The sequence below is a fragment of the Pseudomonas sp. SDT291_1_S447 genome, assembly GCF_054070155.1.
In genome coordinates this window covers 1-24,811 of the sequence record NZ_JBSVXS010000037.1, presented here as the reverse complement: position 1 = coordinate 24,811, position 24,811 = coordinate 1, and the positions used below count along the sequence as shown (strand labels likewise).

The 24,811-nt window shown below is 56.9% G+C and carries 18 protein-coding genes; 5 read left to right on the top strand and 13 right to left on the bottom strand.

Annotated features, from left to right (window positions below; all coding sequences use genetic code 11):
• Positions 1-9: 9 nt before the first annotated feature.
• The 13 genes from ACW9IR_RS14400 to ACW9IR_RS14340 form a co-directional block, all read right to left on the bottom strand.
• On the bottom strand, positions 10-948 hold the full coding sequence (locus ACW9IR_RS14400; RefSeq protein WP_102901837.1) for a carbohydrate kinase family protein: 939 nt from the start codon (positions 946-948) through the stop codon (positions 10-12).
• 13 nt (positions 949-961) lie between these two features.
• Positions 962-2,458, bottom strand: a complete 1,497-nt coding sequence (xylB, locus tag ACW9IR_RS14395) for a xylulokinase (RefSeq protein ID WP_457463788.1) — start codon at positions 2,456-2,458, stop codon at positions 962-964.
• Between the two features lie 332 nt (positions 2,459-2,790).
• On the bottom strand, positions 2,791-4,263 hold the full coding sequence (locus ACW9IR_RS14390; RefSeq protein ID WP_457463786.1) for a mannitol dehydrogenase family protein: 1,473 nt from the start codon (positions 4,261-4,263) through the stop codon (positions 2,791-2,793).
• Positions 4,264-4,278: 15 nt separating this feature from the next.
• Positions 4,279-5,382, bottom strand: a complete 1,104-nt coding sequence (locus ACW9IR_RS14385; protein ID WP_457463784.1) for an ABC transporter ATP-binding protein — start codon at positions 5,380-5,382, stop codon at positions 4,279-4,281.
• Positions 5,383-5,508: 126 nt separating this feature from the next.
• Complete coding sequence (locus ACW9IR_RS14380; RefSeq protein WP_007914972.1) at positions 5,509-6,339, bottom strand: carbohydrate ABC transporter permease; 831 nt, start codon at positions 6,337-6,339, stop codon at positions 5,509-5,511.
• An 8-nt stretch (positions 6,340-6,347) separates the two neighbouring features.
• A complete protein-coding gene (locus ACW9IR_RS14375) occupies positions 6,348-7,274 on the bottom strand; it encodes a carbohydrate ABC transporter permease (protein ID WP_457463782.1) in 927 nt (308 codons plus the stop codon).
• 61 nt (positions 7,275-7,335) lie between these two features.
• Positions 7,336-8,646, bottom strand: coding sequence for an ABC transporter substrate-binding protein (locus tag ACW9IR_RS14370; protein ID WP_110719234.1), 1,311 nt, complete (start codon positions 8,644-8,646; stop codon positions 7,336-7,338).
• Positions 8,647-8,990: 344 nt separating this feature from the next.
• On the bottom strand, positions 8,991-9,896 hold the full coding sequence (locus ACW9IR_RS14365; RefSeq protein WP_095120885.1) for an AraC family transcriptional regulator: 906 nt from the start codon (positions 9,894-9,896) through the stop codon (positions 8,991-8,993).
• Positions 9,897-10,011: 115 nt separating this feature from the next.
• Positions 10,012-10,884, bottom strand: a complete 873-nt coding sequence (locus ACW9IR_RS14360) for a phospholipase (RefSeq protein WP_457463779.1) — start codon at positions 10,882-10,884, stop codon at positions 10,012-10,014.
• 186 nt (positions 10,885-11,070) lie between these two features.
• A complete protein-coding gene (locus ACW9IR_RS14355) occupies positions 11,071-12,015 on the bottom strand; it encodes a phospholipase (RefSeq protein WP_457463777.1) in 945 nt (314 codons plus the stop codon).
• A 131-nt stretch (positions 12,016-12,146) separates the two neighbouring features.
• Complete coding sequence (locus ACW9IR_RS14350; protein WP_457463775.1) at positions 12,147-13,445, bottom strand: glycosyltransferase; 1,299 nt, start codon at positions 13,443-13,445, stop codon at positions 12,147-12,149.
• Between the two features lie 110 nt (positions 13,446-13,555).
• The gene (locus ACW9IR_RS14345) at positions 13,556-17,398 is read right to left on the bottom strand and encodes a hypothetical protein (RefSeq protein WP_457463773.1); all 3,843 of its coding nucleotides are present in this window, start codon (positions 17,396-17,398) and stop codon (positions 13,556-13,558) included.
• A 179-nt stretch (positions 17,399-17,577) separates the two neighbouring features.
• Positions 17,578-17,937 carry a response regulator gene (locus tag ACW9IR_RS14340; RefSeq protein ID WP_457463771.1) on the bottom strand — a complete coding sequence of 120 codons (360 nt, stop codon included), beginning with the start codon at positions 17,935-17,937 and terminating at the stop codon, positions 17,578-17,580.
• A gap of 265 nt (positions 17,938-18,202) precedes the next feature.
• Here ACW9IR_RS14340 and ACW9IR_RS14335 point away from each other — a divergent pair, with 265 nt between their 5' ends.
• Genes ACW9IR_RS14335 through ACW9IR_RS14315 form a run of 5 tightly spaced genes read left to right on the top strand, consistent with a single transcriptional unit; the run spans position 18,203 to position 24,753 of the window.
• Complete coding sequence (locus ACW9IR_RS14335; RefSeq protein ID WP_110719238.1) at positions 18,203-21,700, top strand: response regulator; 3,498 nt, start codon at positions 18,203-18,205, stop codon at positions 21,698-21,700.
• Entirely contained in the window at positions 21,700-22,533 is an 834-nt protein-coding gene (locus ACW9IR_RS14330; protein WP_095120878.1) for a CheR family methyltransferase, read from the top strand. Before ACW9IR_RS14335 ends, ACW9IR_RS14330 begins: the two co-directional genes overlap by 1 nt.
• On the top strand, positions 22,530-23,123 hold the full coding sequence (locus ACW9IR_RS14325; RefSeq protein ID WP_102901825.1) for a chemotaxis protein CheB: 594 nt from the start codon (positions 22,530-22,532) through the stop codon (positions 23,121-23,123). The genes ACW9IR_RS14330 and ACW9IR_RS14325 overlap by 4 nt, the downstream gene beginning before the upstream one ends.
• Positions 23,117-24,331, top strand: coding sequence for a hybrid sensor histidine kinase/response regulator (locus tag ACW9IR_RS14320; RefSeq protein WP_016987303.1), 1,215 nt, complete (start codon positions 23,117-23,119; stop codon positions 24,329-24,331). Before ACW9IR_RS14325 ends, ACW9IR_RS14320 begins: the two co-directional genes overlap by 7 nt.
• 44 nt (positions 24,332-24,375) lie before the next feature.
• Complete coding sequence (locus ACW9IR_RS14315) at positions 24,376-24,753, top strand: response regulator (RefSeq protein WP_003225116.1); 378 nt, start codon at positions 24,376-24,378, stop codon at positions 24,751-24,753.
• Positions 24,754-24,811: the final 58 nt, after the last annotated feature.

Genomic DNA, 24,811 nt, shown 5'->3' with positions numbered 1-24,811 from the left:
TCTACGCGTTCAACTCAATTGGTGACGATAGGGCAGATCCGGACCGGTCTTGCTGCAGGTCAGCGCGGCGGCTTTTACGGCGAACCTGAGCATGGCGTCGATCTGCTCGCGAGCGAGTTTCTGCACGCCTTCGACCGAATCCAGACCGTGCTCGGTCAGCCAGGTGATCAGTGCGGCTTGGAAGGTGTCGCCGGCGCCAACGGTGTCGGCGATCTTTATCGAGGCTGCCGGGACTGACCAGGTGCCGTGTTGGCGGCTGAACACAGTAGCGCCATCGCCGCCCCGGGTGAGGAAGACGACCTGGCAGCGGTGTTCGAGCCAGCCTTCGATCACCCGTTGCGGATCCTGTTCGGGGTAGAGCAGGCTCAAGTCTTCGTCGCTGACCTTGATCAGATCGGCCAGCGGCACCAGCGTCGCGATGCGTTCACGCCACAGGTCGATGTTCGGCTCTGGATTGAGGCGTACGTTCGGGTCGAGCGTGATCAGGCGTTTGCCGCTCTCGCGTTGTACCAGCGTCAGCAAGGTGTCACCGATCGGCTGCACCACCAGCGAGAACGAGCCAATGTGCAAGCCGCGCACCTCAGGACCCAGCGCTGGCAGATGCGCAAGACCCAGTTGCCGATCGGCGCAGCCTTCACCGCGAAAGCTGTAATGCGGCGAGCCATTGGCGCCGACGGCAACCATGGCCAATGTGGTCGGCGCGGCGAAGTCCACCAGATAGTCCGGGCGCACACCTTCATCCTGCAGCACTTGCTGCAAACGACGGCCGAGGTAGTCAGTGGACAGTCCGCCAAACAAGGCCGAGTCCACGCCCAGACGGCGCAAACCGACGGCGACGTTGAACGGCGAACCGCCGGCAATCGCCTTGAAATTCACTTTCGAGGCCAGACCGCTGGCGTCGTCTTCACTGAAAAAATCAAACAGGGCTTCGCCACACACCAAATACATAATTGTTTGCTCTTTATAGGGTTGCGACATGCTGTTGATAGCGTTCATAGGCCTGCTGGAACGCCGCGACGTTGGCGGCAATCGGCAGGGTTTCACTGCTTGAATCGAGTTTTACGCAGCGCTGACACAGGTCGGCGAGGGTGTTTTCGTGGCCGTTTGACCAGGATTTGCACCACGCCGCTTGAATCGCGGCGCCGAGGGCGGCGGCTTCACTTTGTTCGGTGCAGATCACCGGGGTGTTCATGATGTCGGCGACGATCTGCCGCCACACCGCGCTTTTCGAACCGCCGCCGATCAGGCAAATGCTGCGGCTTTGTAAACCATTCTGGCGGAGCAAATCCAGCCCGTAGCGCAAACCGAATGTGGTGCCTTCGACGGCAGCGCGGCAGAGGTTGGCCTGGGTCAGGTTGTCCAGCGTCAAGCCGTGCAGGCTGCCGGTGGCGTGGGGCAGGGCGGGAACCCGTTCACCGTTGAGGAATGGCAGCATGCTCACGCCTTCGGCACCGATGGGTGATTGCGCGACGAGGTGGTTGAATTGCTCCAGGTCCAGATTGAACAGCTCGCGAATTGCGCCGGTGGCGTTGGTCAGGTTCATGGTGCAGATCAGCGGCAACCATCCGCCGCTGGACGAGCAGAAGGTCGCGACCGAGGCGTCCGAGCTGACTTTCGGTACCTCGGAATAGGCGTACACCGTGCCGGAAGAGCCGAGGCTCATGGTGATCGCGCCGGGCTGAATATTGCCGGTGCCGATGGCGCCCATCATGTTGTCGCCGCCGCCGCTGGAGACCAGCGCATTGGGGTTGATGCCGAGGTGTTCGGCAATCGCCGGGAGGATGGTGCCGACAGATTGATGTGCATCGATCAGCTCAGGCAGTGCAGCTTGCAGGCGTCCGCTGGCGTCGATGTCGCGCAGCAGTTGCAAGTCCCATTGGCGGCTGCGCACGTTGAAATAGCCGGTGCCGGAGGCGTCGCCGTATTCGCTGCAGGCGCGGCCGGTGAGCCAGAAGTTCAGGTAGTCGTGGGGCAGCAGAATGCGCGCGATGCGTGAGAACACCACGGGATGTTGTTCTTTGGTCCAGAGCAGTTTCGATACGGTGTAGCCCGGCGCGATGACCACGCCGAGGCGTTCCAGCGAACCTTTTTCACCGCCCAGATGCACCAGCAGACGGTCATTTTCGGCGCTGGTTTCGGTGTCGCACCAGAGCTTGGCCGGGCGCAGCACTTCGCCTTGATCATCGAGCAGGACCAGACCGTGTTGCTGGCCGGAGACGCCGATGCCGAGGATCGACTGGCCGTCGACATTTGCCGCCAGTAATGCGTGGCGGGTGGCGAGGGTAAAGGCTTCCAGCCACTGTTGGGTGTCTTGTTCGCGGCGGCCGTTGGCGCCGCTGATCATTGTGTGCGCGGCGGCGCCTTGGCCGAGGACTTGACCGCTGATGGCGTCGAGGATGATGGCTTTGGTGCCTTGGGTGCCGCAGTCGATGCCTAGGAACAGTTGTTGTGTTGTCATGTGTGAACCACTCGGGTGTGGTGAAGATCAAGAGCTTACCCCCTCACCCCAGCCCTCTCCCCCAAGGGGGCGAGGGGGAAGGGAGCCGATCGGGGGCTGTTCAAAACCAGAGTTCGACTCCGGATATCTCAATCAGGAGCTGTTCAAAACCTGAGTTCGACCCCGGTTCTCTCAAACCGGGGCTGTGCAAAAGCTGAGTTCGACTGCGGTTCTCTCAAACCGGAGCTGTTCAAAACCTGAGTTCCACTCCGGACTTTCAGGTCGATGTAAGGTGCACAAACCACTCGGTCAGTCCCCTCTCCCTTTGGGAGAGGGTTAGGGTGAGGGGCTTTTCAGGCGAGTATCCGTTCCAGAGTCCGCGTCACACCCTCTTCACGCAAGCTATTGCAGCACCACTCAAACGCCGCGACAAACTCCGCCGAACGCGGAATCGCCGTGCCGAAAACCTCCTCAACCGCCAACAACCGCTGCGTCATTAAAGCATCGTCCGCCACCAACGCCTGACAAAACGCCGCGCGCGGATCCGGGATCGAATAGGTATCACCATTCTCATCCACACCCTTCAAATACAACGCCCAAGCCGCCACCACCAACGCCGCGCGCTTGGTCTCCTGCCCATCAGCAATCAACCGGTTGATCGTCGGAATGGTGAACTTGGGAAACTTCGACGAGCCGTCCGAACACACCCGCTCCAGTTGATCGGCAATCGCCTGATTGGAGAAGCGCGCCACCAGCGTGTTCTTATAGTCCGTCAGGTCAATGCCCGGCACCGGCGCCAGTTGCGGCGTCACGTCGAGATCCATATAGGCGCGCATATAACGCACGAACAGCGGGTCGTTCATGGTTTCGTGTACAAACCGATAGCCCTTCAAAAACCCCAGATAGGTCAGCGCCAGGTGGCTGCCGTTGAGCAGTTTGATCTTCATTTCTTCATAGGGCGAAACATCGTCGGTGAACTGCACGCCAACCTTCTCCCAAGCAGGGCGACCGTTGACGAATTTGTCTTCCAGCACCCACTGCACGAACGGCTCGCAGACCACCGGCCAGGCATCGTCGACGCCGTGTTTGTCGGCCAGTTGCAGGCGATGCGCGGTGCTGGTCATCGGCGTGATGCGATCGACCATGGCGTTGGGAAAACTGACGTTGGCGTCGATCCAGCTGCACAGATTGCTGTTACGCAGAGTGGCAAATGCCAGCAGCGCCTTGCGGGTCACTGCGCCGTTGTGCGGCAGGTTATCGCATGACATCACGGTAAACGCCGGGACGCCCGCCGCCCGGCGTTTTTCCAGGGCGGCACACAAGAAGCCGAACACGGTTTTCGGCGCCTCGGGATGGGCCAGATCGTGTTGAATCTGCGGCAAGTGCGCCATGAATTCGCCGTTGCTGTCGTCGATGCAGTAACCGCCCTCGGTGATGGTCAGCGAGACGATGCGAATCTGTGGGTCGGCGAGTTTTTCGATCAACGCCTGAGCGCCGTCCTCGGCCAGCAGCATGTCGCGAATCGCACCGATCACGCGGACTTCAGTGTCGTCGCTGTCGCCGAGTTCGAACAGGGTGAACAGGTAATCCTGCTCCTTGAGGTCGTCGCGAGCACGGCGGTCTTCGGCGCGCAGGCCGACGCCGCAAATCGCCCAGTCGAGGGCTTCGCCGGTGTTCATCAAGGCATCGGTGTAATACGCCTGATGCGCGCGGTGAAAGCCGCCGACGCCGATGTGGGCGATGCCTTGGCGGGTGTCGCTGAGGCTATAGGCCGGCAGTTGTACTTCGCTTGCTAGACGATGGAGATTCTGTTGGTTGAGTTTCATCGGGAATTCTCGAAGTCAGGCCGCAGCGCGCAGCGGACGGGTCAATGCCAAACCTTCGGCATCGAATAAATGGCAGTGCGCCGGGTCGAGGTGCAGGCTCAGTTGTTCGCCGTAACGGCTGGCCAGATCACCGCGCACGCGCATGGTCAGGGCTTCGCCGGCATTGGTGGTGACGTGGCAGAAAGTGTCGCTGCCCAGGCGTTCGCTGACGTCGGCGGTGACTTGCAGCGTGCAGTCGCCCGCTTGCGCCAGCTCCAGATGTTCCGGGCGAATGCCCAACGTCACGGCGCTGCCGACACTCAGATTGCCGGCGTTGAACGGCAGGGTGATGCGCGTACCGGCGTCCAGCAAGACTTCGCAGCTCTGGCCATCGACGCGGGCAATCTTGCCTTTGAGAAAGCCCATTTTCGGCGTGCCGAGGAACCCCGCGACGAAGAGGTTCGCCGGGTTGTGATACAGATCCAGCGGCGAGCCGACCTGCTCGATCTTGCCGCCATTGAGCACCACGACTTTGTCGGCCATGGTCATCGCTTCGACCTGATCGTGGGTGACGTAGATCATCGTCGCTTGCAGGTCTTTGTGCAGGCGCAGCAGCTCCAGACGCATCTGCACGCGCAGTGCGGCGTCGAGGTTGGACAGCGGTTCGTCGAACAGGAAGATTTTCGGATTGCGCACGATGGCGCGACCGATCGCCACGCGCTGGCGCTGGCCACCGGAGAGCTGTTTCGGCTTGCGCTCAAGCATCGGCCCGAGCTCGAGAATGCGCGCCGCTTCGCCGACTTTCTTCTCGACTTCGGCTTTCGGTACGCCGGCCAGATCGAGGGCGAACGACATGTTCTTTTTCACGGTCATGTGCGGGTACAGCGCGTAGGTCTGAAACACCATCGCCAGATCGCGCTTGGCCGGGCTGACTTCGGTGATGTCGCGGCCATCGAGTTCGATGGTGCCGTCGCTGACTTCTTCCAGACCCGCGATCAGGCGCAACAGGGTGGATTTGCCGCAGCCCGAGGGACCGACGAAGACCACGAATTCCTTGTCATTCACTTCCAGGTCGATGCCCTTGATGATGGAGAAGCCTTCGAAGCCTTTTTGCAGATTCTTGATTTTCAGGTTGGCCATGAGGATGGGCCTCCGCATTGTTGTTTTTTTAAGATCAAAAGATCGCAGCCTGCGGCAGCTCCTACAGGGGGACGGCATGCTTTATGTAGGAGCTGCCGAAGGCTGCGATCTTTTGCTTTTCAATCTTCATTTCACGGCGCCGAACGAGAGGCCGCGCACCAGTTGTTTCTGGCTGATCCAGCCGAAGATCAGAATCGGCGCACAGGCCAGCGTCGACACCGCCGACAACTTGGCCCAGAACAACCCTTCAGGGCTTGAATACGAGGCGATCAACGCGGTCAGTGGTGCGGCTTTCGACGAGGTCAGGTTCAGCGACCAGAACGCCTCGTTCCAGCACAGGATCAGCGACAGCAGCACGGTCGAGGCAAGGCCGCCCTTGGCGATCGGCAGCAGCACGCGGACCATTTCCTGCCACAGCGTGGCGCCGTCGAGGCGGGCGGCTTCGAGGATGTCTTTGGGGATGTCCTTGAAGTAGGTGTAAACCATCCAGACCACGATCGGCAGGTTGATCAGCGTGTAGATCACGATCAGCGCGATGCGCGTGTCGAGCAGGCCGAAGCTTTTCGCCAGCAGGTAGATCGGCATCAGCACGCCCACCGGCGGCAGCATCTTGGTCGAGAGCATCCACAGCAGCGTGCCTTTGGTGCGTTGGGTTTCGTAGAACGCCATCGAGTACGCTGCCGGCACCGCGATCAACAGGCACAGAGCGGTGGCGCTGAAGGAGATCACCACCGAGTTCCAGGCGAAACTGAAGTAATCGCTGCGCTCGTTGATGTGCAGGTAGTTCTCCAGTGTCGGCGTGAAGATGAACTGCGGCGGCGTGGCGAACGCGTCGATCTCGGTCTTGAAACTGGTCATCAGCATCCAGAAGATCGGGAAGAAAATCACGATCGCGATGGCCCAGGCCAGGGTGCCGAGCAGCAGGCTTTGCAGCCGGCGGGATTGTTGAAGAGTCATGGCAGGCCTCAGGCTTTGTCAGTCAGGTTTTTGCCGATCATCCGCACCAGAATGATCGCGGCGATGTTGGCGATGACCACGGCAATCAGGCCGCCCGCCGAGGCCATGCCGACGTCGAACTGCACCAGCGCCTGGTTGTAGATCAGGTAGGCGAGGTTGGTCGAGGCGTAGCCGGGGCCGCCGTTGGTGGTGGTGAAAATCTCGGCGAACACCGACAGCAGAAAGATCGTTTCAATCATCACCACCACCGCAATCGGCCGCGCCAGATGCGGCAGGGTCAGGTGCCAGAAGATCGCGATCGGCCCGGCGCCGTCGAGGCGTGCAGCCTCTTTCTGTTCCTGGTCGAGGGACTGCATCGCGGTCATCAGAATCAGGATGGCGAAGGGCAGCCACTGCCACGAGACAATGATGATGATCGACAGCAGCGGGTAGTGCGCGAGCCAGTCCACTGGTTGCGCGCCGAACAACTTCCAGATGTAGGCGAGGATCCCCGAGACCGGATGGAAGATCAGGTTCTTCCAGATCAACGCACCGACCGTGGGCATGATGAAGAACGGCGAAATCAGCATGACCCGGACGATGCCGCGACCGAGGAATTCACGGGCCTCCAGCAATGCGCTGATCAACACGCCCAACACCACACTGATCAACAGCACGCTACCGACCAGCAACAGCGTGTTGGTGGCGCCGGGCATGAAGCCCGAGTCGGTCAGGAAATAGCTGAAGTTCTCAAGCCCGACGAATTCGTTTTCACCGGGGTAGAGCAGGTTGTAGCGGATCATCGAGAAGTAAATGGTCATGCCCAGCGGCACGATCATCCACAGCAGCAACAGGGCCACCGAAGGGCTGACCAGAAACCAGCCGGGATTGCGTACGCGGACCTTGCGCGCAGGCTGCGACAGGTCGAGGTGGGCTTTGGCAGTAGAAGTATTCATGGTGATCACAACCGAGTCATACAGACCTATGGAGATCTAATGTAGGAGTGAGCTTTGCGGGTTACTTGGGATAACCGGCGCGCTTCATCTCGCGTTCAGTGGTTTGCTGCGCCGCAGCCAGGGCTTGATCCACCGTGGTCTGGCCGATCAGCGCCGCCGAGAACAGCTTGCCCACCTGCGTACCCACGGCCTGGAATTCGGGAATGGTCACCAGTTGAATGCCGATGTACGGCACCGGTTTCAGCGTCGGTTTGCTCGGGTCAGCTGCTTTCAGCGATTCCAGCGTGACCTTGGCGAACGGCGCGGCGCTCATGTAGGCATCGCTGTAGGTCGAGGCGCGAGTGCCCGGCGGAACGTTGGCGATGCCGTCGGTCTTGGCCACCAGCGCACCGTACTCTTTGGAAGTAGCCCAGGCGCTGAACTCTTTCGCCGCGTCTTTGGCTTTGGAGCTGGTCGGGATCGCCAGCGCCCATGAATACAACCAGGCCGAACCCTTGTCGGTGATCTGATGCGGGGCGAAGGTGAAGCCGACGTGATCGGCAACCTTGCTCTGGGTCTTGTCAGTCACGAACGAGCCGGCGACGCTGGCATCGACCCACATTGCGCATTTGCCGCTGTTGAACAACGCGAGGTTTTCGTTGAAGCCGTTGCTGGAGGCGCCCGGAGGACCGGATTTCTTCATGGTGTCGACGTAGAAGTTCAGCGCGTTTTTCCATTCCGGCCCGCTGAATTCCGGCTTCCACTGTTCATCGAACCAGCGCGCGCCGTAGGCGTTGGCAACCGTGGTGATCAGCGCCATGTTCTCGCCCCAGCCCGCCTTGCCGCGCAGGCAGATGCCGTATTGCTCTTTGTCTTTGTGGGTGAGTTTTTCGGCGAAACCGGCGATCTGTTCCCAGGTCGGACGCTCGGGCATGGTCAGGCCGGCATCCTTGAACAGGTCGGTGCGGTAATAGGTGATCGAGCTTTCCGCGTAGAACGGCAGGGCGTACAGCGAACCCTTGACCGACAGGCCTTCACGCACCGACGGGAACACGTCGTCGAGGGCGTAACTGGCCGGCAGATCCTTCATCGGTTCCAGCCAGCCTTTGGCACCCCACAGTGCCGCTTCGTACATGCCGATGGTCAACACGTCGAACTGACCGCCCTGAGTGGCGATGTCGGTGGTCAGGCGTTGGCGCAGGACGTTTTCCTCGAGCACCACCCAATTGAGCTTGATGTCCGGATGCTCGGTCTCGAAGGTTTTCGAGAGTTTTTGCATGCGGATCATGTCGCTGTTGTTGACGGTGGCGATGGTCAGGGTCTGGGCGCCAAGGCTGACGCTGCTGAGGGTCATGCAGGTGAGGGCAAGCAGAGCTTTTGCAGTGGGTTGCATCGTGCACTCCTTTTCTGCGTCCGGTGGGAGGCAGAAGGACAGTTATTGTTTTTGTGTCTTCCGACGACAGGAAGAATGTGCACTGATTACAGCCTTCAATCGCAGGGCTGACAAATCATCCCTAGCACTTTTATCGATACTTTTTTGCACTGAGCTTTTGTGGGGGCAACACAGGGTAGGGCTTTCCAGCCGTGTACGGCTATCGGATACGTATTGGTTTCAGAGCATTGCGACGTGCTTTGTGGGAGCGAGCCTGCTCGCGAAAACGGTGTGTCAGCGCCAGATTTGCCAACGGATCCTGCGCCTTCGCGAGCAGGCTCGCTCCAACATGGAAAATTGCGTTGTCAGAGGCGGTTCTGTTCGGTCAGGCGCTGCACCGCGAGCCGTCGATAATGCGACGGCGTCATGCCCTTGAGCTGCTGAAAACGCCGATTGAAATTGGAAATGTTGTTGAAGCCGGATTCGAAACACACGTCGGTCACCGGTTTGTCGCCGTCAGCCAGCAGTTCACAGGATTTGCTGATGCGCAGGCGATTGACGAACTCGATGAAGTTGCGCCCGGTGGCCTGTTTGAACACTCGGCTGAAGTAAGTGGGTGTCATACCCAGGTGTTCCGCGACTTCCTCCAGTGAAATATCCCGGGCGTAGTGCGCAAAGATGTAGTCCACGGCGCGGTTGGTGCGGTCGATGTTGTGTTCATCGGCCAGTTGCGTGTTAGTGGCGCCCGAGAGTAATTGATAGTCGTCACTCGCAGCGAGCAATTCCATCAGGATAAAGAAGTGGCCGAGGCGGGTAATGCCTCTGGAATCGGCAATGCGCTGCATCAGCGTCATGGCCTGGCGAATCGTGTGCTTGCAGCGGAATTCGATACCGTACTGCGCACGCTCCAGCAGCGGTGCAAGGGATTTGAGTTCGGCGAAAACCTGATGGCCGTCTTCGAACAATTCATCGGTGAAGTTGACCAGCATGTCGCGCTTTTCAACTACTTCGTCTTCAGCTACCTGGCTGATCCAGTTGTGCGGCAGATTGGGCCCGGTGAGAAACAGGGTTTCGGGATAGAAGTTGCCGATGTAGTCGCCGATGAACACCTTTCCGGCGCTGGCGACGATCAGATGCAGTTCGTATTCCTTGTGGAAATGCCAACGTACCAGCGGGCAGGGGAAGCCGTGCTGGCGGTAGATGATGGACAACCCGTTATGGTCATCCATCAACTCGTATGAAGGGTCGGTCACGCGGGCGGTTCGGGTCATGGCGGGCAGCTTTTTTTATTATCGCCCGCCGATCATGCCTCGTTTGCCGTGGCGTGCGCCAGTTCGTTGCGAGGGCATTCCATGGAGCTGACTCAATCAGACTGCACGCGCAGCGTTACTGCGCCTTCTCGTTAGCTTTCTCAAGATTGGCCAGACAGCAATAAAACACAATTTTCGAGTCTTTAATAAAATCGAAATTGATGATGTTGCACAGCTTCGCCCAGCCTGTCCTGTCCGGGGAGAACCAGGTGTCCAGATCATCAAGAATTCGCTTTGGCCCGCCGGGAAACGTAAAACACGTAGCAGAGAGCGACCAGAGGTTTTTCCTGCTCCTGGGCTCGGCCATTACCTTTGTAATGAATTGGTGCAGGTCAGTGGTGCTGACAAGGCTTTGGCCGATCCATTTGTGGTTGATTGGTGAGTAAAACCGATTGTCGTTTGCGTTCCACGGCATCGACGCTGTAACCAGGACTCTTTGCAGAGTGCTTGATTGTTTGAGTTGGCCAAGTGAGCGGTACACGTTATGGCTGGGAATCATCCGTTCGCCAAGATGTTGCAGCATCAAATCCCTGAACTTGATGAAGTTGAACTCACTGTCACCTTTTTTCAGTTCATGAAAGTCGAGGATGATGAATTCATCCGGCCTTTCCGAGAGGAATCTGTTGACATCGCGAACAAGATCTTCAAGGGTTCGCGAAGCAAGATACCCGTTGTGCTGAAAACGGAACTGACTGAAACCTTTGGCTTTGTCGTGATACTCCAGGCGAACATCCAGTGCTCGGGCGCCGAGGTTGAGTTGCGCGTAGAAAGAATCATCCTGGCAGGCGATGAGGTTTTTGCCTGGAAGCAATGCGTACGAGGCTTTCCAGTCACAGCCCGCATTATGCGTTCCAGGCAGTGTCAGTTCAAAAAGGGACAAGTTATCAAGTTGCGGGATGGCGGACATCCATTGATTAAGTGGAATGTTTTCGAGTTTGGTGTTAAGCATTTCATTGTCCTGCGTAAAGTTATAGAAGTTGTGCGCGCAGGATGTTTATAGTGTCTGGGGCTTGTTTGGCCAATACTTTGTTTAATGCAATTCGTGTATCGGTTGATGCGAGCGTGCGCTATGTAATGTCGCCAAGTGACTTTTCTTTGTTACTTGGCGAACATGATTCGCTTGGTTTACTGTTTATCAGCTGTTTGAATTGCGGAGGATATAGGAAGAATGCCCTCGGGATTTTTCAGCGGCCTTCTTGATATTCGCCAGATAGCAGAAATAAACGAGCTTTGAGTTTTTTATGAAATCGAAGTTGATAATGCTGCATTTTTCTGCCCAGTCACTGTTGTCTGGATCGAACCACGTGTCGAGCTGATCAAGCATTCTGACAGGCCCGCCAGCGTCATAGATGGCGGCCGACAGCGACCAGGGTGCCGACTTTTCGCGAGGCTCAGCCAACACTCTGGCAATGAACGCCTGCAGGCGCGTGTGTTGGGGTTGAGCTATCTGCTCCAGGGTATCTCCGACAACTTTCAGAAAGTCACTGCCAGCCCATTGATGGGTTATTTGCGCGCCGAAGACGGTTCGGTCCAGGTGCCGGTTGGCAGGTGCGGTGACCAGCACTCGCTGAAGTCGGCTGACGTCCTTTAATTGGCCAAGTGTCAGGTGTCTGTTGGCAGTAGGGATGATGTGCTCACCCAGTTGCGCCTTCATTACCTCATTGAAGTATTTGAAATCGAAGGGTTCAGCGCCGTGTTCGATTTTGTGAAAGTCCAAAATGATGAACTCATTAAAACTTCTCTCGAGAAACGCTTTGATGTCGCGAACAAGGTCGGCCAGCGTGCGCGAAGACCAGGTCTTGTCGTGTACAAACCGGAACTTTTCAAGCCCGTTCGCATGGGGGTTGTAAACCAGGCGCACATCAAGCGCTCGGGCGCCGCGGTTGAGCTGACTGTAAAAGGATACGTCCTGGCAGGCGAACCAGTTACGCGTGAATACATTGGAATAGTCGGCTTCCAGGTCGCAACCGGCGTTATGGGTGCCTGGCAATGTCAGCTCATTGAGTGAAAGTGTGTCGATTTCCGGGGCTGCATTCATCCACTCGTAAAGAGGCAGTACTTGTCTGTTGAGTTGCGTCATGTTATCCATCCGGCACAAGTGAGTAATGAAAGTCATTATTGAAGCGAGAGCGGATGGTTATAGCGCTTGATATTTGTTTGGCCAATATCGGTAGTCATGCAGAGTGTGTCGTCACGACCGGTTACTGGTCGTCACGTTGGCGACGTATTGCGGTTTTTTGCTTCAATCCATTGCGCCATATATTGAGTACTTTTGTGCGCATGATGCCGCAACATGCTGCCGATAAAGTTATTGGCTCTGAGTGTCGGCAAGTTCAGTTGGCAATCACGCAGCTTTTCGATCAGCGCCTGACCATGCACTGCCCGTTGGTAGCGCTCGCCGAGCAAGGTGTTTGCCGCCAATTGGCTCGCCTGCCACTGCGTTTCATCCTGATAGAGGCGAACGGCCTGGTTGGCCAACTCGGTCGCCGAAAGCGCGACGGCACCGGGCCACGGCTGGCCGGCATGCATGCCCTCCGCTCCAATGGGGGTGGTGATACTCGGTGTGCCGCACAGCATGGCGTCAACCAGTTTGCCCTTTATACCGGCGCCGAAGCGCAGCGGGGCCAGGCAAACCCGGGCGGCGGACATGACCTGCAACGCGTCTTCGGCCCAGTTCATCACGTGAAAACCCTGCGCAGCGTTATGCAACGCCGTGGCCTTGGGCGGTGTGTACGCGCCATAGATGTGCAACTGCGCTTGCGGCAATTGCTGACGTATAAGTGGCCAGACGATGGATTTCATCCAGAGCACCGCATCCCAGTTGGGCGCGTGCCGGAAGTTGCCGATGCTTACAAAGTGCGCTCGATCGGTGAAGGCCGCAGGGGGGGCATTTGGCAGGTCAATCATCAGTGGGCACCAATGCAACAACTGACGCGGCAAGCCGAATTGCTCGACCAGCAACTCGATTTCAACTTCGGAGATCATCAGGTTCAGATCGCAGCGGTACAACGCCGCGATTTCCCGTTTGGCCAGATCAGTATCGGCCATCAACTCAAACTCTTCGCGCAATGCCGGCGCAAACAGATCGCTGAAGTCGTCCTGATCGCTGTTGGCTTTCAGGCGGTCCTTGAGCCGCTGATGGCGGGCATGTCGCAGGCTCTGCAGGTCGGAGGTTTCCAGCACACGCAGGGCCTCGGGGCAGTGCTTTTCAACCCGCCAGCCGAACTGCTCCTCCATCATGAACTGGTCGAACAGCACAATATCCGGCGCCAGTTCACTGATGAATACGTCGAAACTGCTGTTGTTGAGTTCAATGGATACTTCGCGAATACCCAGCGCAGAGAGGTCTGCCTTATGTTCGCCGGGGCCGGCGGGACTGCTGAAGGTGATGTCCCAACCCTGTTGCAAAAACGTTTCGAGGATCTGCATGACGTGGCCACTGGCGGCGGACGAGCGCGGTTCGGGCCAGACATATCCGATGACCAGGACTTTGGTAACGGGCTGAGTCATTAGCGGTGATCCTATGCAGCAAAGCGTGGGCGAAAAAAGGGCGCAATTAAACCACAGTGGTGGTTGCCTGCGCCCTCTGTCAGTGCTGCGGCCCGGAAAATCTGCGGGGTTTAAAAGTTTGGTTTGGCCAGATTGAGCAGGATCGGCCCGGAAAGAAATTCGCCGGGAGCTGTGTTATTGATCGAGTTGGTGATGGTGGATAGGTTGAACATAAATGTTGCATGGTTGGTTGTATGTTGGTCGATCAACGAAACCGCCAATGAATAAGATTCGGCGTTTAACAACGCAGGGTACTCTTGTACGATTTTTGGTCGGCTCGAAATCGTCGCTTTAAACTCCTCGTAACCCTTTAAAACACCTAAGCGGTAATGGGGGTTACTGAGATTTTGAGGATGGGCCTTGTGCGCGTCTCTGGCAAATTCCAGTAACCCGACCGCGTTGTATTCTGCCGGGATGGCACCTTGTATTATTTCACCGTAGTACAAATCAAGCGTGTCCGGCGCACCATGAGACATCTCATGCACGAGGATATCGCCGACCCTGGCGTCATCGAATTTCGCCACCGTGTAATATTCATCCATGTTGTCAGGATAAATGGACAGGAATGTTCTTGTGTTGATGTCCAGCTTCTCGCCTGAGCGTACGGCCGCTTGCCAACGTTTATAGGCTTGAGGATGTAACGCAGCGATTGCGTCGGAACCAGGTGGCCGAAAGACCATGTTATGCAAACCTACCGAATCAAGATCCTTGCGCATGGCGCGCAAGTTCCTGTTTATTTGTTCAATGGCCTCACTCGAATCAATGCCGAAGACATGCTTGATGACGGATCTGAGATCATCGTTCTGACCATCCAAGAGTAACTGGATCGTGTTGTCGATTTTACTCTTGGCGTGGGGAATGGCTTTTTTCAAAAATCCACGGGTGTAGCTGAACGGTTTTGCTCGCTTGAAAGGGTTTGGAACGTTGAATTTGTTGACCAGTTTGAGGTTTCTTAACTCGGGGCCCCATGGTTCGCCCAAACGGTTCAACGCGTACCATTCATCACTGTGGCGTATGCCCCAAACCTGGAACACGTCTGCGGATTCTTGCGCAGTTTGTCGGATGCCCAGGCGGATAGTGTCTGGATCGACAGCCTTCGAAAGTGCGTGATAGGGCGTCTTTCCCGACCATTTGCGCGCATCGTAAATGGCGCTTTCGAGGGCAGCCACACTGCTGTGCCAGCCTTTACGCAATAATTTGGCCCCCTTCACAAGCAAATCGGCTGCTCCATCCAGCGGATTGATCAAGTTGTTGACGAGGCCAACGCCTGTCGAAGCTATCTTGCTGGCCTTGGTGGCGATACTCATGCTCGTGGCGGCCAGGCTGGCAATCTTTGCGATGGCTCCGACCACTAACAGAACGGTCATCGCGGCTTCCAGGGTGCACGCCTTGGCTCCGTCCAATTGTCGCTCGATGTCGTCTGAACCGAGATCTTCGATGCATGACTTGAAGGGCACGACAAAGTTGAGAAACGTGTCCAGGTCCTTGTCCCGTTTTGCACGCAATGCTTCAAGCCGGGTCTGGCCCCAGCACTCTTTAACCAACTCATCGTAAGTCGCGACGGGTCTGTGCTTGAGTACGAAGTTCACCAGACGGTCGAACTCTGTCGAGTAGAAGCTCTGGTAGTACCCATTTATTGGCGACAGCGGCGCGACGGCTGACAACTCGGCAACTTTGTCGATCACCCCCGAACTGACGTCCACGAGACCGGGCGTTACACCATGGGTATAACACTCGATGTTCATCGGCAGTTGATGAATTTTCGCAGGCGCAGAGTAATTCGTCTCATTGCTGCGAGCGGGAGCGCTCAACAGGTTTTCCCTTTGCACAAGCTTGGCCAACTCGGTGTTTTCGCGACAGACGCCGTGCAGCGTGAATAATTCGTAACAGGTCACCCGGTCTTCGAACTCGCTGCAGACCACTACGCCGTAGCGACCCTTTGCTTCATCTATTTCTTTATGACTTTCCGTCGGTTTGCGCTCAGTCGTTTTCAGAATGGCGTCAAGGGTCGTCGCGATAGGATTGGCCGAGATACCGGTAATCGATTGGAGTCTGGCGACCGAGGGTCTGACGGTGAACATCGTCACCTTGCCCTTGAGCAATCGAATCCGGTCGAGCAATGGCATTGAAGTAAATGCTTGCTTCAAATGCGTATTCATCGCTTGCGCATACGCCAGATAGGCCCGATTGAACTGACGGTAGAACTCATCGTCGGGAGAAACCAGATTACCGCGCATGTTGGGGAACGCTGTGTAGATGCTTTCCCCTTTTTTCAAATCCCAATTGCCGGTCGCCAGATCGTTGGACATATGCAACTCGACAGGTGACATTTTTAGCGAAATGTAAGCGTCTTCCAGCGGTCGATTGCGCGTTTGCTGAAGGACGTCGCTTTCAAGATAAGTGCAACCCTTGGCGACCTGCTTGAGGATATCCAGTGCGACGCTTTTGCGGGTTGGCAGTTGACGCGTCAGTGTTTCAGCGTTTTCGGCAAGCGTCCTCGCATGTCGGGCGTAGGCGTCCGTGGCGACTTTCAGTGAGTCAGTGACTGATTTTTCGACGTCATCAGGCGTGACGATTTTGTTGAGCACTGCCCAATCAATCACAGGATCCACGGCGGCCAAAGCGTCGAGCATCTTGCGTGATTCGGTCACTGGTTCCAGTGTCGAAAGTTGCTGCAATTGCGCGTAAGTCATGGATCGAGTCGAGCCTGGCGCTATGATTTCTTGCACCGCCACGATTCGGCAAAATTCCACGCATTGCGGCGTTCCCACTAGCAGGGTGGCAGGTAGACCTTTGACCAGGAATTCCGGCGCAGGCTCCGCCAGCAGCAAGTGAGCGGCCAATGCTGCATTCTTTTTACTCACCCTGTGGTGCTCGATCAGGTGATTCTCGAAATCGGTTTGAATCTCGGCGAAGGATTTTTCCATATGCTTGGCAGCATACAAATCGAAACCGGCAACATGATTTCGCGGTACATCTTCGCCGACTTGAGGATGAAGATTGAGCAGCAGCGAAGTCAGGACAACCTGCTTGCGCGACGTTTCCGATTGCGGTTGGTTGTCGCGCGCGCCGTACCAGTCAAGATCCCGTACGTAAGCGTCGGCCCAGTCAGCAGCGATGGGGCTGGAAACAAGTGCCTTGATAATGTCCTCAGCCTCGGCACGTGTGAAGGGCGCAGTTCGTCCGCCAAAAATGCTCTCCGACAAATGCTCCAGTAACGATTGATCCTTGATGTAACTGGTGATGAGTTTGCGGAACACACTGCGCTCAGTTGCAGAAAGCGTCGCCGAGTTGCTTTCTCCAGTCTTTATCATTTCCCAATAGTTACTCAACTCTGGGCTTGCAGGAGGGGCGGCTTGCATGAATGCCAGTAGCCGGTAAACGTCGGCGGCATGGCGAGGGGTCAAGTAACCGTGGAAAGCCAGCCATTGTGCTAAATCAACTTCGTCTGTGGTGGAAATTTTGCCACCGGTCAAATGGGCCATTTCAACCAGTGTCTGCAGATCGTCTTTCAGATCGGGGGAAAGTTTGAAGGTGTCTGCAAAACTCACGATAGCACCGGAGTGTTTTGCATTTATTTCGCCTTCAGCGGTCACTTCAAAGTCTGAGTGCTCGGAAAGTCTCAGCTTGCCCAGCAGTCGTTTGAAGGAATCTTGTTCGGACATCCGTTGCAATAGCTGCCTGCCGGGAAGCAGGGCGTCTTCAAGTGACGATCCCGACTCCACAGAAAGTTTTGCGCCTTCCAGTGAAATTCTTTGCGCAGGAGCAAGATGTGCTGAGCGCTGCTTGAGTTTATATATCACTTCCTCTCGTTCGCGGTTATCGCTTGCAACGTATTCACGGTGGAGGTTAGAAGAAGGGGTAGGGCGGGATAAGTAACGTTGATTCAGGGAGTTTGAATGTTTTAGCGTCATAATAAATTCGTTTATTTTGGTTTGTATGTTTGAGTGATCCTCTTTTGTTGGGCTGCGCTTATCAAGAAGCATTATGTGAGTGTGTTTTTCAACAGCTCGCCAGCTTGTATTTTATTCGCGAAAATATGAGACCGGACTGCCCCTTGAAGTTGTTTGAAAGGGGCGGTCCGTTGAGTTGTTTATTGAGTGATGCTTTTTACTTTGTCGCGCAATTGATCGATCGAAAAGGGTTTGCCGATGACCTGCATGCCTTCGGGCACTTCGATACTTTCAGCGTAACCACTGGCAAACAGGATTGGCAGGGCGGGGCGCACGAGGCGTGCCTCAGTCGCCAACTCACGACCATCCATACCCGGCAAACCTACATCGGTCATCATCAAATCAATGTTCTGGTTCTTGTCATTGAGAAACTCCAGCGCCTGTTCGCTGCCGTCAGCCTCCAGCACCTTGTACTCCAACTCCTCCAGCACATCGACGATCAACATGCGCACAATGGCATCGTCTTCTACTACAAGGATGATGGACGGTGGGGTGGACATAATAGAGGCTCTCAAAGATAGAAATTCAGGGGTATCGGCCGGTCGAATCTGCCGGGCTCATGCATGAGTAAGTGGCGCATGGCCATAAGTTCCCGGTTTGATACAAAAAACATTCACTGCAAATGGCCAGGCAAGGATAACTGTTGGCGTGGCTCTAGACGCGAGCAAATGTAGGAATTTGCTGCCAAAGCTGTGAGAAAAATGGATCCATACCACCGTTTTGGGGCAAACTCTCGGGTTTTCAACAGTTCGACAAGGCTGCCCCATGTCCTCTCCGTCTACGGTTGATGAGCAACGGTTTCGCAAACTCCTGAGTCGCAACATCAGTCTGCCCTTGGGCGTCGGTGTACTCAGTGCCGTGTTCTTCGTGTCGCTGATCACTTATCTGCTGTCGGTTATCCAGTGGGTGGAGCACACCGACCGAGTGATCAATAACGCCAATGAAGCGGTGAAGCTCACTGTGGACCTGGAAACCGGCATGCGTGGTTTTCTGCTCAGCGGCGACGAGCACTTCCTCGACCCTTACGAGACGGCCAAGCCGCGTATCACCGTGGCGCTCAATACCTTGCTCGAACTGACCGCCGACAATCCGGTGCAAACCGATCGTCTGCGCCGCCTGCAGGCGTTGCAGACCGAGTGGGCCAATTACGCGCAATCGATGATCGATCTGCAGCGATCCAGCGGCGATTACCGCGGCGCGGTCAAGGCCGGGCGTGGCAAGCGCCTGACGGACGAAATCCGCAAGCAATTCGAAGACGTTATCGAGACCGAACAGGTCTTGCGCACGACGCGCAATGAAGAGGTGCGCCGCACCACGATCTGGAGCATCAGCCTTTACCTCGTGTTCATCGCCGGTATCAGTGGTTTGCTGGCTTATATTGGCCGACGTGATCTGGTCAATCTGTCGACCAACTACGGCGCCAATCTGGCCGCACAGCAAGCCAGTGCCGTGCGTCTGGAACAGCAGGCGTGGTTGCGCAATGGTCAGACCGAACTGGCCGAACAGGTGCTGGGACAACTGACGCTGAATCTGTTGGGGCGCAATATTCTGCAATTCTGTGCGCAATACCTCGGCACCGCCGTAGCCGCGCTGTATGTGCGTGAAGAGCACGGCGGCCTCAAACGTGTGGCGACTTATGGCTTCTCCCGTGAGCAGGAAGAGCAGGAACAGTCGATCTACAGCGGCGAGGGCATCGTCGGCCAAGTGGCGCAGCAGGCGCGGCTGATTCGTCTCGATTCGGTGCCGTCCGACTACTTCAAAGTCAGCTCCGGGCTGGGTGAAGGCTTGCCGCACAGTGTTCTGGTGGTGCCGACCAGCGATGATGATCGGGTCAACGGCGTGATCGAATTGGGTTTCCTGCGGCCGCTCAATGACCGCGATATCGAACTGCTGGAGTTGATTGCCGGCAACATCGGTACCTCCATTGAAGCTGCGCGCTATCGTCAGCGCTTGCAGGAAGTGTTGGCCGAAACCCAGCAGCTCAACGAAGAGTTGCAGGTGCAGCAGGAAGAGCTGAAAACCGCCAACGAAGAGCTGGAAGAACAATCGCGGATTCTCAAGGAGTCCCAGGCGCATCTGGAGACCCAGCAAGTCGAACTGGAACAGACCAACGAGCAGCTTGCCGAGCAGGCGCAGACCCTGGCCGAGCAGCGCGACGCCATGGACCTGAAAAACACCGAACTGAATCAGGCTCAGGTGCAGCTCGAAGAGCGCGCCGAAGAGCTGCAGCGCTCAAGCAAGTACAAGTCCGAATTTCTCGCCAACATGTCCCACGAACTGCGCACGCCGCTGAACAGTTCGTTGATTCTGGCCAAGTTGCTGGCGGAAAACCCGCAGGACAATCTCAGCGCCGAACAGGTCAAGTTCGCCGAGTCGATCTACTCCGCCGGCAACGATCTGCTCAACTTGATCAACGACATCCTCGATATCTCCAAGGTCGAGGCCGGCAAGCTTGAAGTGATTCCGGAAACCACCAGCGTCGCGCGTCTGGCCGATGGCCTGCGCAGCGTGTTCGAACCGCTGGCGGCGGACAAACGCCTGACATTCACCGTCGCCTTGCAATCGGACGCGCCGACTACGCTGTTCACCGACCGCCAGCGCCTGGAACAGGTGATCAAGAACTTGCTGTCCAACGCCCTCAAGTTCACCGAACAAGGCGCGGTCAGCCTGACGATCAGCGGTCAGCCCAACGATCGCATCGCGTTCATCGTGCGCGATTCGGGTATTGGCATTGCCGCCGATCAACAGGAAAGCATCTTCGAAGCGTTCCGCCAGGCTGACGGCACCACCAACCGCAAGTACGGCGGCACCGGGCTCGGCCTGTCGATCTCCAGGGATCTGGCGACCCTGCTGGGCGGCTCCATCAGTGTCAGCAGTGTGCCGGGGCAGGGCAGTGTGTTCACGCTGGTGTTGCCGCAGCAGTACAACGAGCTCAGCGATGTATCGAGCGCACCGTTGACCTTCACCCCGCCAGCACCAGCGGTGACCGCGCCCGTTGCACCTGCTGTTTCGGTCTCGCCGCTGGCGCCGGTGCACATTCCGCGTTTCGCCGATGACCGTGACAAGGCTCCCTTCGCCACTCGCTGCATCCTGGTGGTGGAGGATGAGCCTAACTTTGCGCACATCCTCTACGATCTGGCGCATGAACTCGGTTATCAGTGTCTGGTTGCCCATGGTGCCGATGAAGGTTACGACCTGGCTCGCGAGTACGTGCCGGACGCGATCCTGCTCGACATGCGCCTGCCGGATCACTCCGGTCTGACCGTGTTGCAACGCTTGAAGGAACACGCCGAAACCCGCCACATCCCTGTGCATGTGATTTCGGTTGAGGACCGCGTCGAAGCGGCGATGCACATGGGGGCCATTGGCTACGCGGTCAAACCGACTACCCGCGAAGAGCTCAAGGATGTGTTTGCCCGTCTGGAAGCCAAACTGACCCAGAAGGTCAAGCGAGTGTTGTTGGTCGAGGACGACGATCTGCAGCGCGAGAGCATCGCCCGGCTGATCGGTGACGAAGACATCGAGATCACCGCCGTGGGCCTGGCGCAAGACGCCCTGAATTTGCTGCGCACGACGATTTTCGACTGCATGGTCATCGACCTGAAGCTGCCGGACATGCTTGGCAATGAACTGCTCAAGCGCATGTCGACCGAAGACATCTGCTCGTTCCCGCCAGTCATCGTCTATACCGGTCGTAACCTGACGCGCGATGAAGAGGCAGACCTGCGCAAATACTCGCGTTCGATCATCATCAAGGGCGCACGGTCGCCGGAGCGTCTGCTCGATGAGGTCACACTCTTTTTGCACAAAGTCGAATCGCAGTTGTCCCATGAACGGCAGAAGATGCTCAAGACCGCGCGCAGCCGCGACAAGGTCTTCGAGGGTCGCAAAGTGCTGCTGGTCGATGACGATGTGCGCAACATTTTCGCTTTGACCAGTGCCCTTGAAACCAAAGGTGCGGTCGTGGTGATCGGCCGTAACGGCCGTGAGGCGATTGAGAAGTTGAACGAAGTCGAGGACATCGATCTGGTGTTGATGGACGTGATGATGCCGGAAATGGACGGTTTCGAAGCCACCATTGAAATCCGCAAGGATCCGCGCTGGCGCAAACTGCCGATCATCGCGGTGACGGCCAAGGCCATGAAGGACGATCAGGAGCGCTGCCTGCAGGCGGGCGCCAATGATTACCTGGCCAAGCCCATCGACCTGGATCGCCTGTTCTCGCTGATTCGCGTGTGGTTACCGAAGATGGAACGCATTTAGTGGAACGTAGTCACTCCGTGGAACGAAACAGTGAAATTGAATTGCGGCTGTTGATCGAGGCAATCTACCTCAAGTACAGCTACGATTTTCGCGATTACTCAGGCGCTTCGATCAAGCGCCGGGTGCAACACGCGTTGAGCCAGTTCGAGTGCGCGACCATTTCGGCGTTGCAGGAAAAAGTCCTGCACGACCCGACCGCGTTCATGCAATTGCTGCAGTTGTTGACGATTCCCGTCAGCGAGATGTTTCGCGACCCGTCGCACTTTCTGGCGATTCGCAAGGAAGTGGTGCCGCTGCTCAGGACCTATCCGTCGATCAAAATCTGGATCGCCGGATGCAGCACCGGCGAGGAGGTCTATTCGATGGCGATTCTGCTGCGCGAAGAAGGCCTGCTTGATCGCACGATCATTTACGCTACGGACATCAATCCGCGCTCGCTGGACAAGGCCAAGCAAGGGATTTTCTCGATGGAGAACGTCCGTGCCTATACCGCCAACTACCAGCAGGCCGGGGGGCAGTGTTCATTTGCCGACTACTACACCGCCGCCTATGGTTACGCGATTTTCGACAAGAGCCTGTGCGAAAACGTGACGTTCGCTGATCACAGCCTGGCCACCGACAGTGTGTTCTCGGAAACCCAATTGATTTCTTGCCGCAACGTGTTGATCTACTTCAACAAGAAACTTCAGGATCGAGCGTTCGGGCTGTTCCATGAATCGCTTTGCCATCGCGGTTTTCTGGTGCTCGGCAGCAAAGAGACGCTGGATTTTTCCAGCTACGCCAACCAGTTCGAACCCTTGGTGAAACAAGAACGGATCTACCGCAAATCATGAACGACACCACGGATCTGCCTCGAATCGAGGCTATTGTGGTCGGTGCTTCGGCCGGTGGTGTCGAAGCATTGATGAATCTGCTTGGCCCTTTGCGCAAGGGGTTTGTGTTGCCGATCATCATCGTGCTGCACTTGCCTGAAGAGCGCCGCAGCCAATTGGCCGAGGTGTTTGCCCGGCGCCTGCTGCTGCCGGTGCAAGAGGCGACGGACAAACAGGACATCGAGGCCGGTACGGTGTATTTCGCCACCCCCGGTTATCACTTGTCCGTGGAACAGGATCGCAGTCTGTCCTTGAGCCTTGAGGACCGCGTTCATCATTCCCGGCCATCGATCGATTACCTCTTCGAATCCGCCGCCGATGTCTACGGAACCAGGCTGGCGGCTGTGTTGCTGACGGGCGCCAATCACGATGGCGCGCGCGGGCTGGCCCAGGTCAAACGCCACGGCGGGCTGACCATCGTGCAAGACCCCGAAGACGCTCAGGTCGCCACCATGCCTCTGGCCGCGCTGAAAATTCAGCCGCCGGATCATGTCTTACCCATTCACGGCATCGGCCGTCTGCTAGTCGAGCTGGAACGAATCGCATGCTGAGTAATATCCAGGCAAAACTGCTGATCGTCGACGATCTGCCCGAGAACCTGCTGGCTCTCGAAGCCCTGATCAAACGCGAAGACCGCACTGTTTACAAAGCGCTGTCGGCGGACGAAGCACTGTCGCTGCTGCTGCAACACGAGTTCGCCATGGCCATTCTCGACGTGCAGATGCCCGGCATGAACGGCTTCGAACTGGCGGAGTTGATGCGCGGTACCGAGAAAACCAAGAACATCCCGATCATTTTCGTCAGCGCCGCCGGCCGTGAACTGAACTACGCGTTCAAAGGTTACGAAAGCGGCGCGGTGGACTTCCTGCACAAGCCGCTGGATATCCACGCGGTAAAGAGCAAGGTCAATGTGTTTGTCGACCTGTACCGCCAGAGCAAAGCCATGAAGCAACAGGTCGAAGCCCTGGAGCAGGCCCGGCGCGAGCAGGAGGCACTGCTGCAACGGTTGCAGAGCACCCAGCTTGAACTTGAGCAAGCGGTGCGGATGCGCGATGACTTCATGTCAATCGTCGCTCACGAAGTGCGCACGCCGCTCAACGGCCTGATACTTGAAACCCAATTGCGCAAGATGCACCTGGCGCGGGACAACGCCGCAGCGTTTACCCTCGACAAGATGCACGCCATGGTCGATCGCGATGAGCGACAGATCAAAAGCCTGATCCGGCTGATAGAGGACATGCTCGACGTGTCGCGGATCCGCACCGGCAAGCTGTCGATCCGTCCAAGTCGTTTTGATCTGGTGCAGTTGGTCAGCAATCTGCTGCAGAACTTCGCGCAGCAGATTGAGGCAGCGGAAACCACCGTTTCCTTCGAAGCGGAGCATCCGGTGGAGGGTTGCTGGGATGAGTTCCGCATCGAGCAGGTCATTTCCAATCTGTTGACCAATGCCTTGCGTTACGGTGGCAGAAGCCCGATTCAGGTGCGCGTTTACCGTCAGGGCAACCAGGCACGGGTCGAGGTTCAGGACCACGGAATCGGCATCAGCGAAGAGAACCAGAAGCGCATTTTCCAACAGTTCGAACGGGTCTCCGCCAAGACGGTAGTGGCCGGCCTCGGACTGGGTCTGTTCATTTCCGAGCAGATCGTCACCGCCCATGGCGGTTCCATCGTCGTCGAGAGTCAAATCAACGAGGGCGCCCTGTTTCGCGTTTGTCTGCCGGTCGAGGAAAACGGCACATCCGACGCAACCTCTGAGTGACCACACGGTCGTATCAGCAGCTATTGACCGAACAAAGGCTTCCCATGAGTGTAGATGCGCAAGATGTAGTACTCGTCGTCGAGGACGAACCGGTTATCTTGATGGTTCTGACAGATTACCTGTCGGGCCAGGGCTATCGCGTGCTGCAGGCCGAAAACGGCGAGCAGGCCTTCGAAATTCTCGCGAGCAAGCCACATCTGGACATGTTGATCACCGACTTTCGCCTGCCTGGCGGTATTTCCGGCGTGCAGATTGCTGAACCTGCGGTAAAGCTGCGTCCTGATCTGAAGGTGATTTTCATCAGCGGTTACCCGCAGGAAATCCGCGAGACCGGCAGCCCGATTACGCGCAAGGCGCCGATTCTGGAGAAACCGTTCGATCTGGATGTGTTGCAGGAAAAGATTCAGGAGTTGCTCGCGTAAAGCCCTGTAGGAGCTGCCGAAGGCTGCGATCTTTTGATGTTGATGATCAAGAACAAGA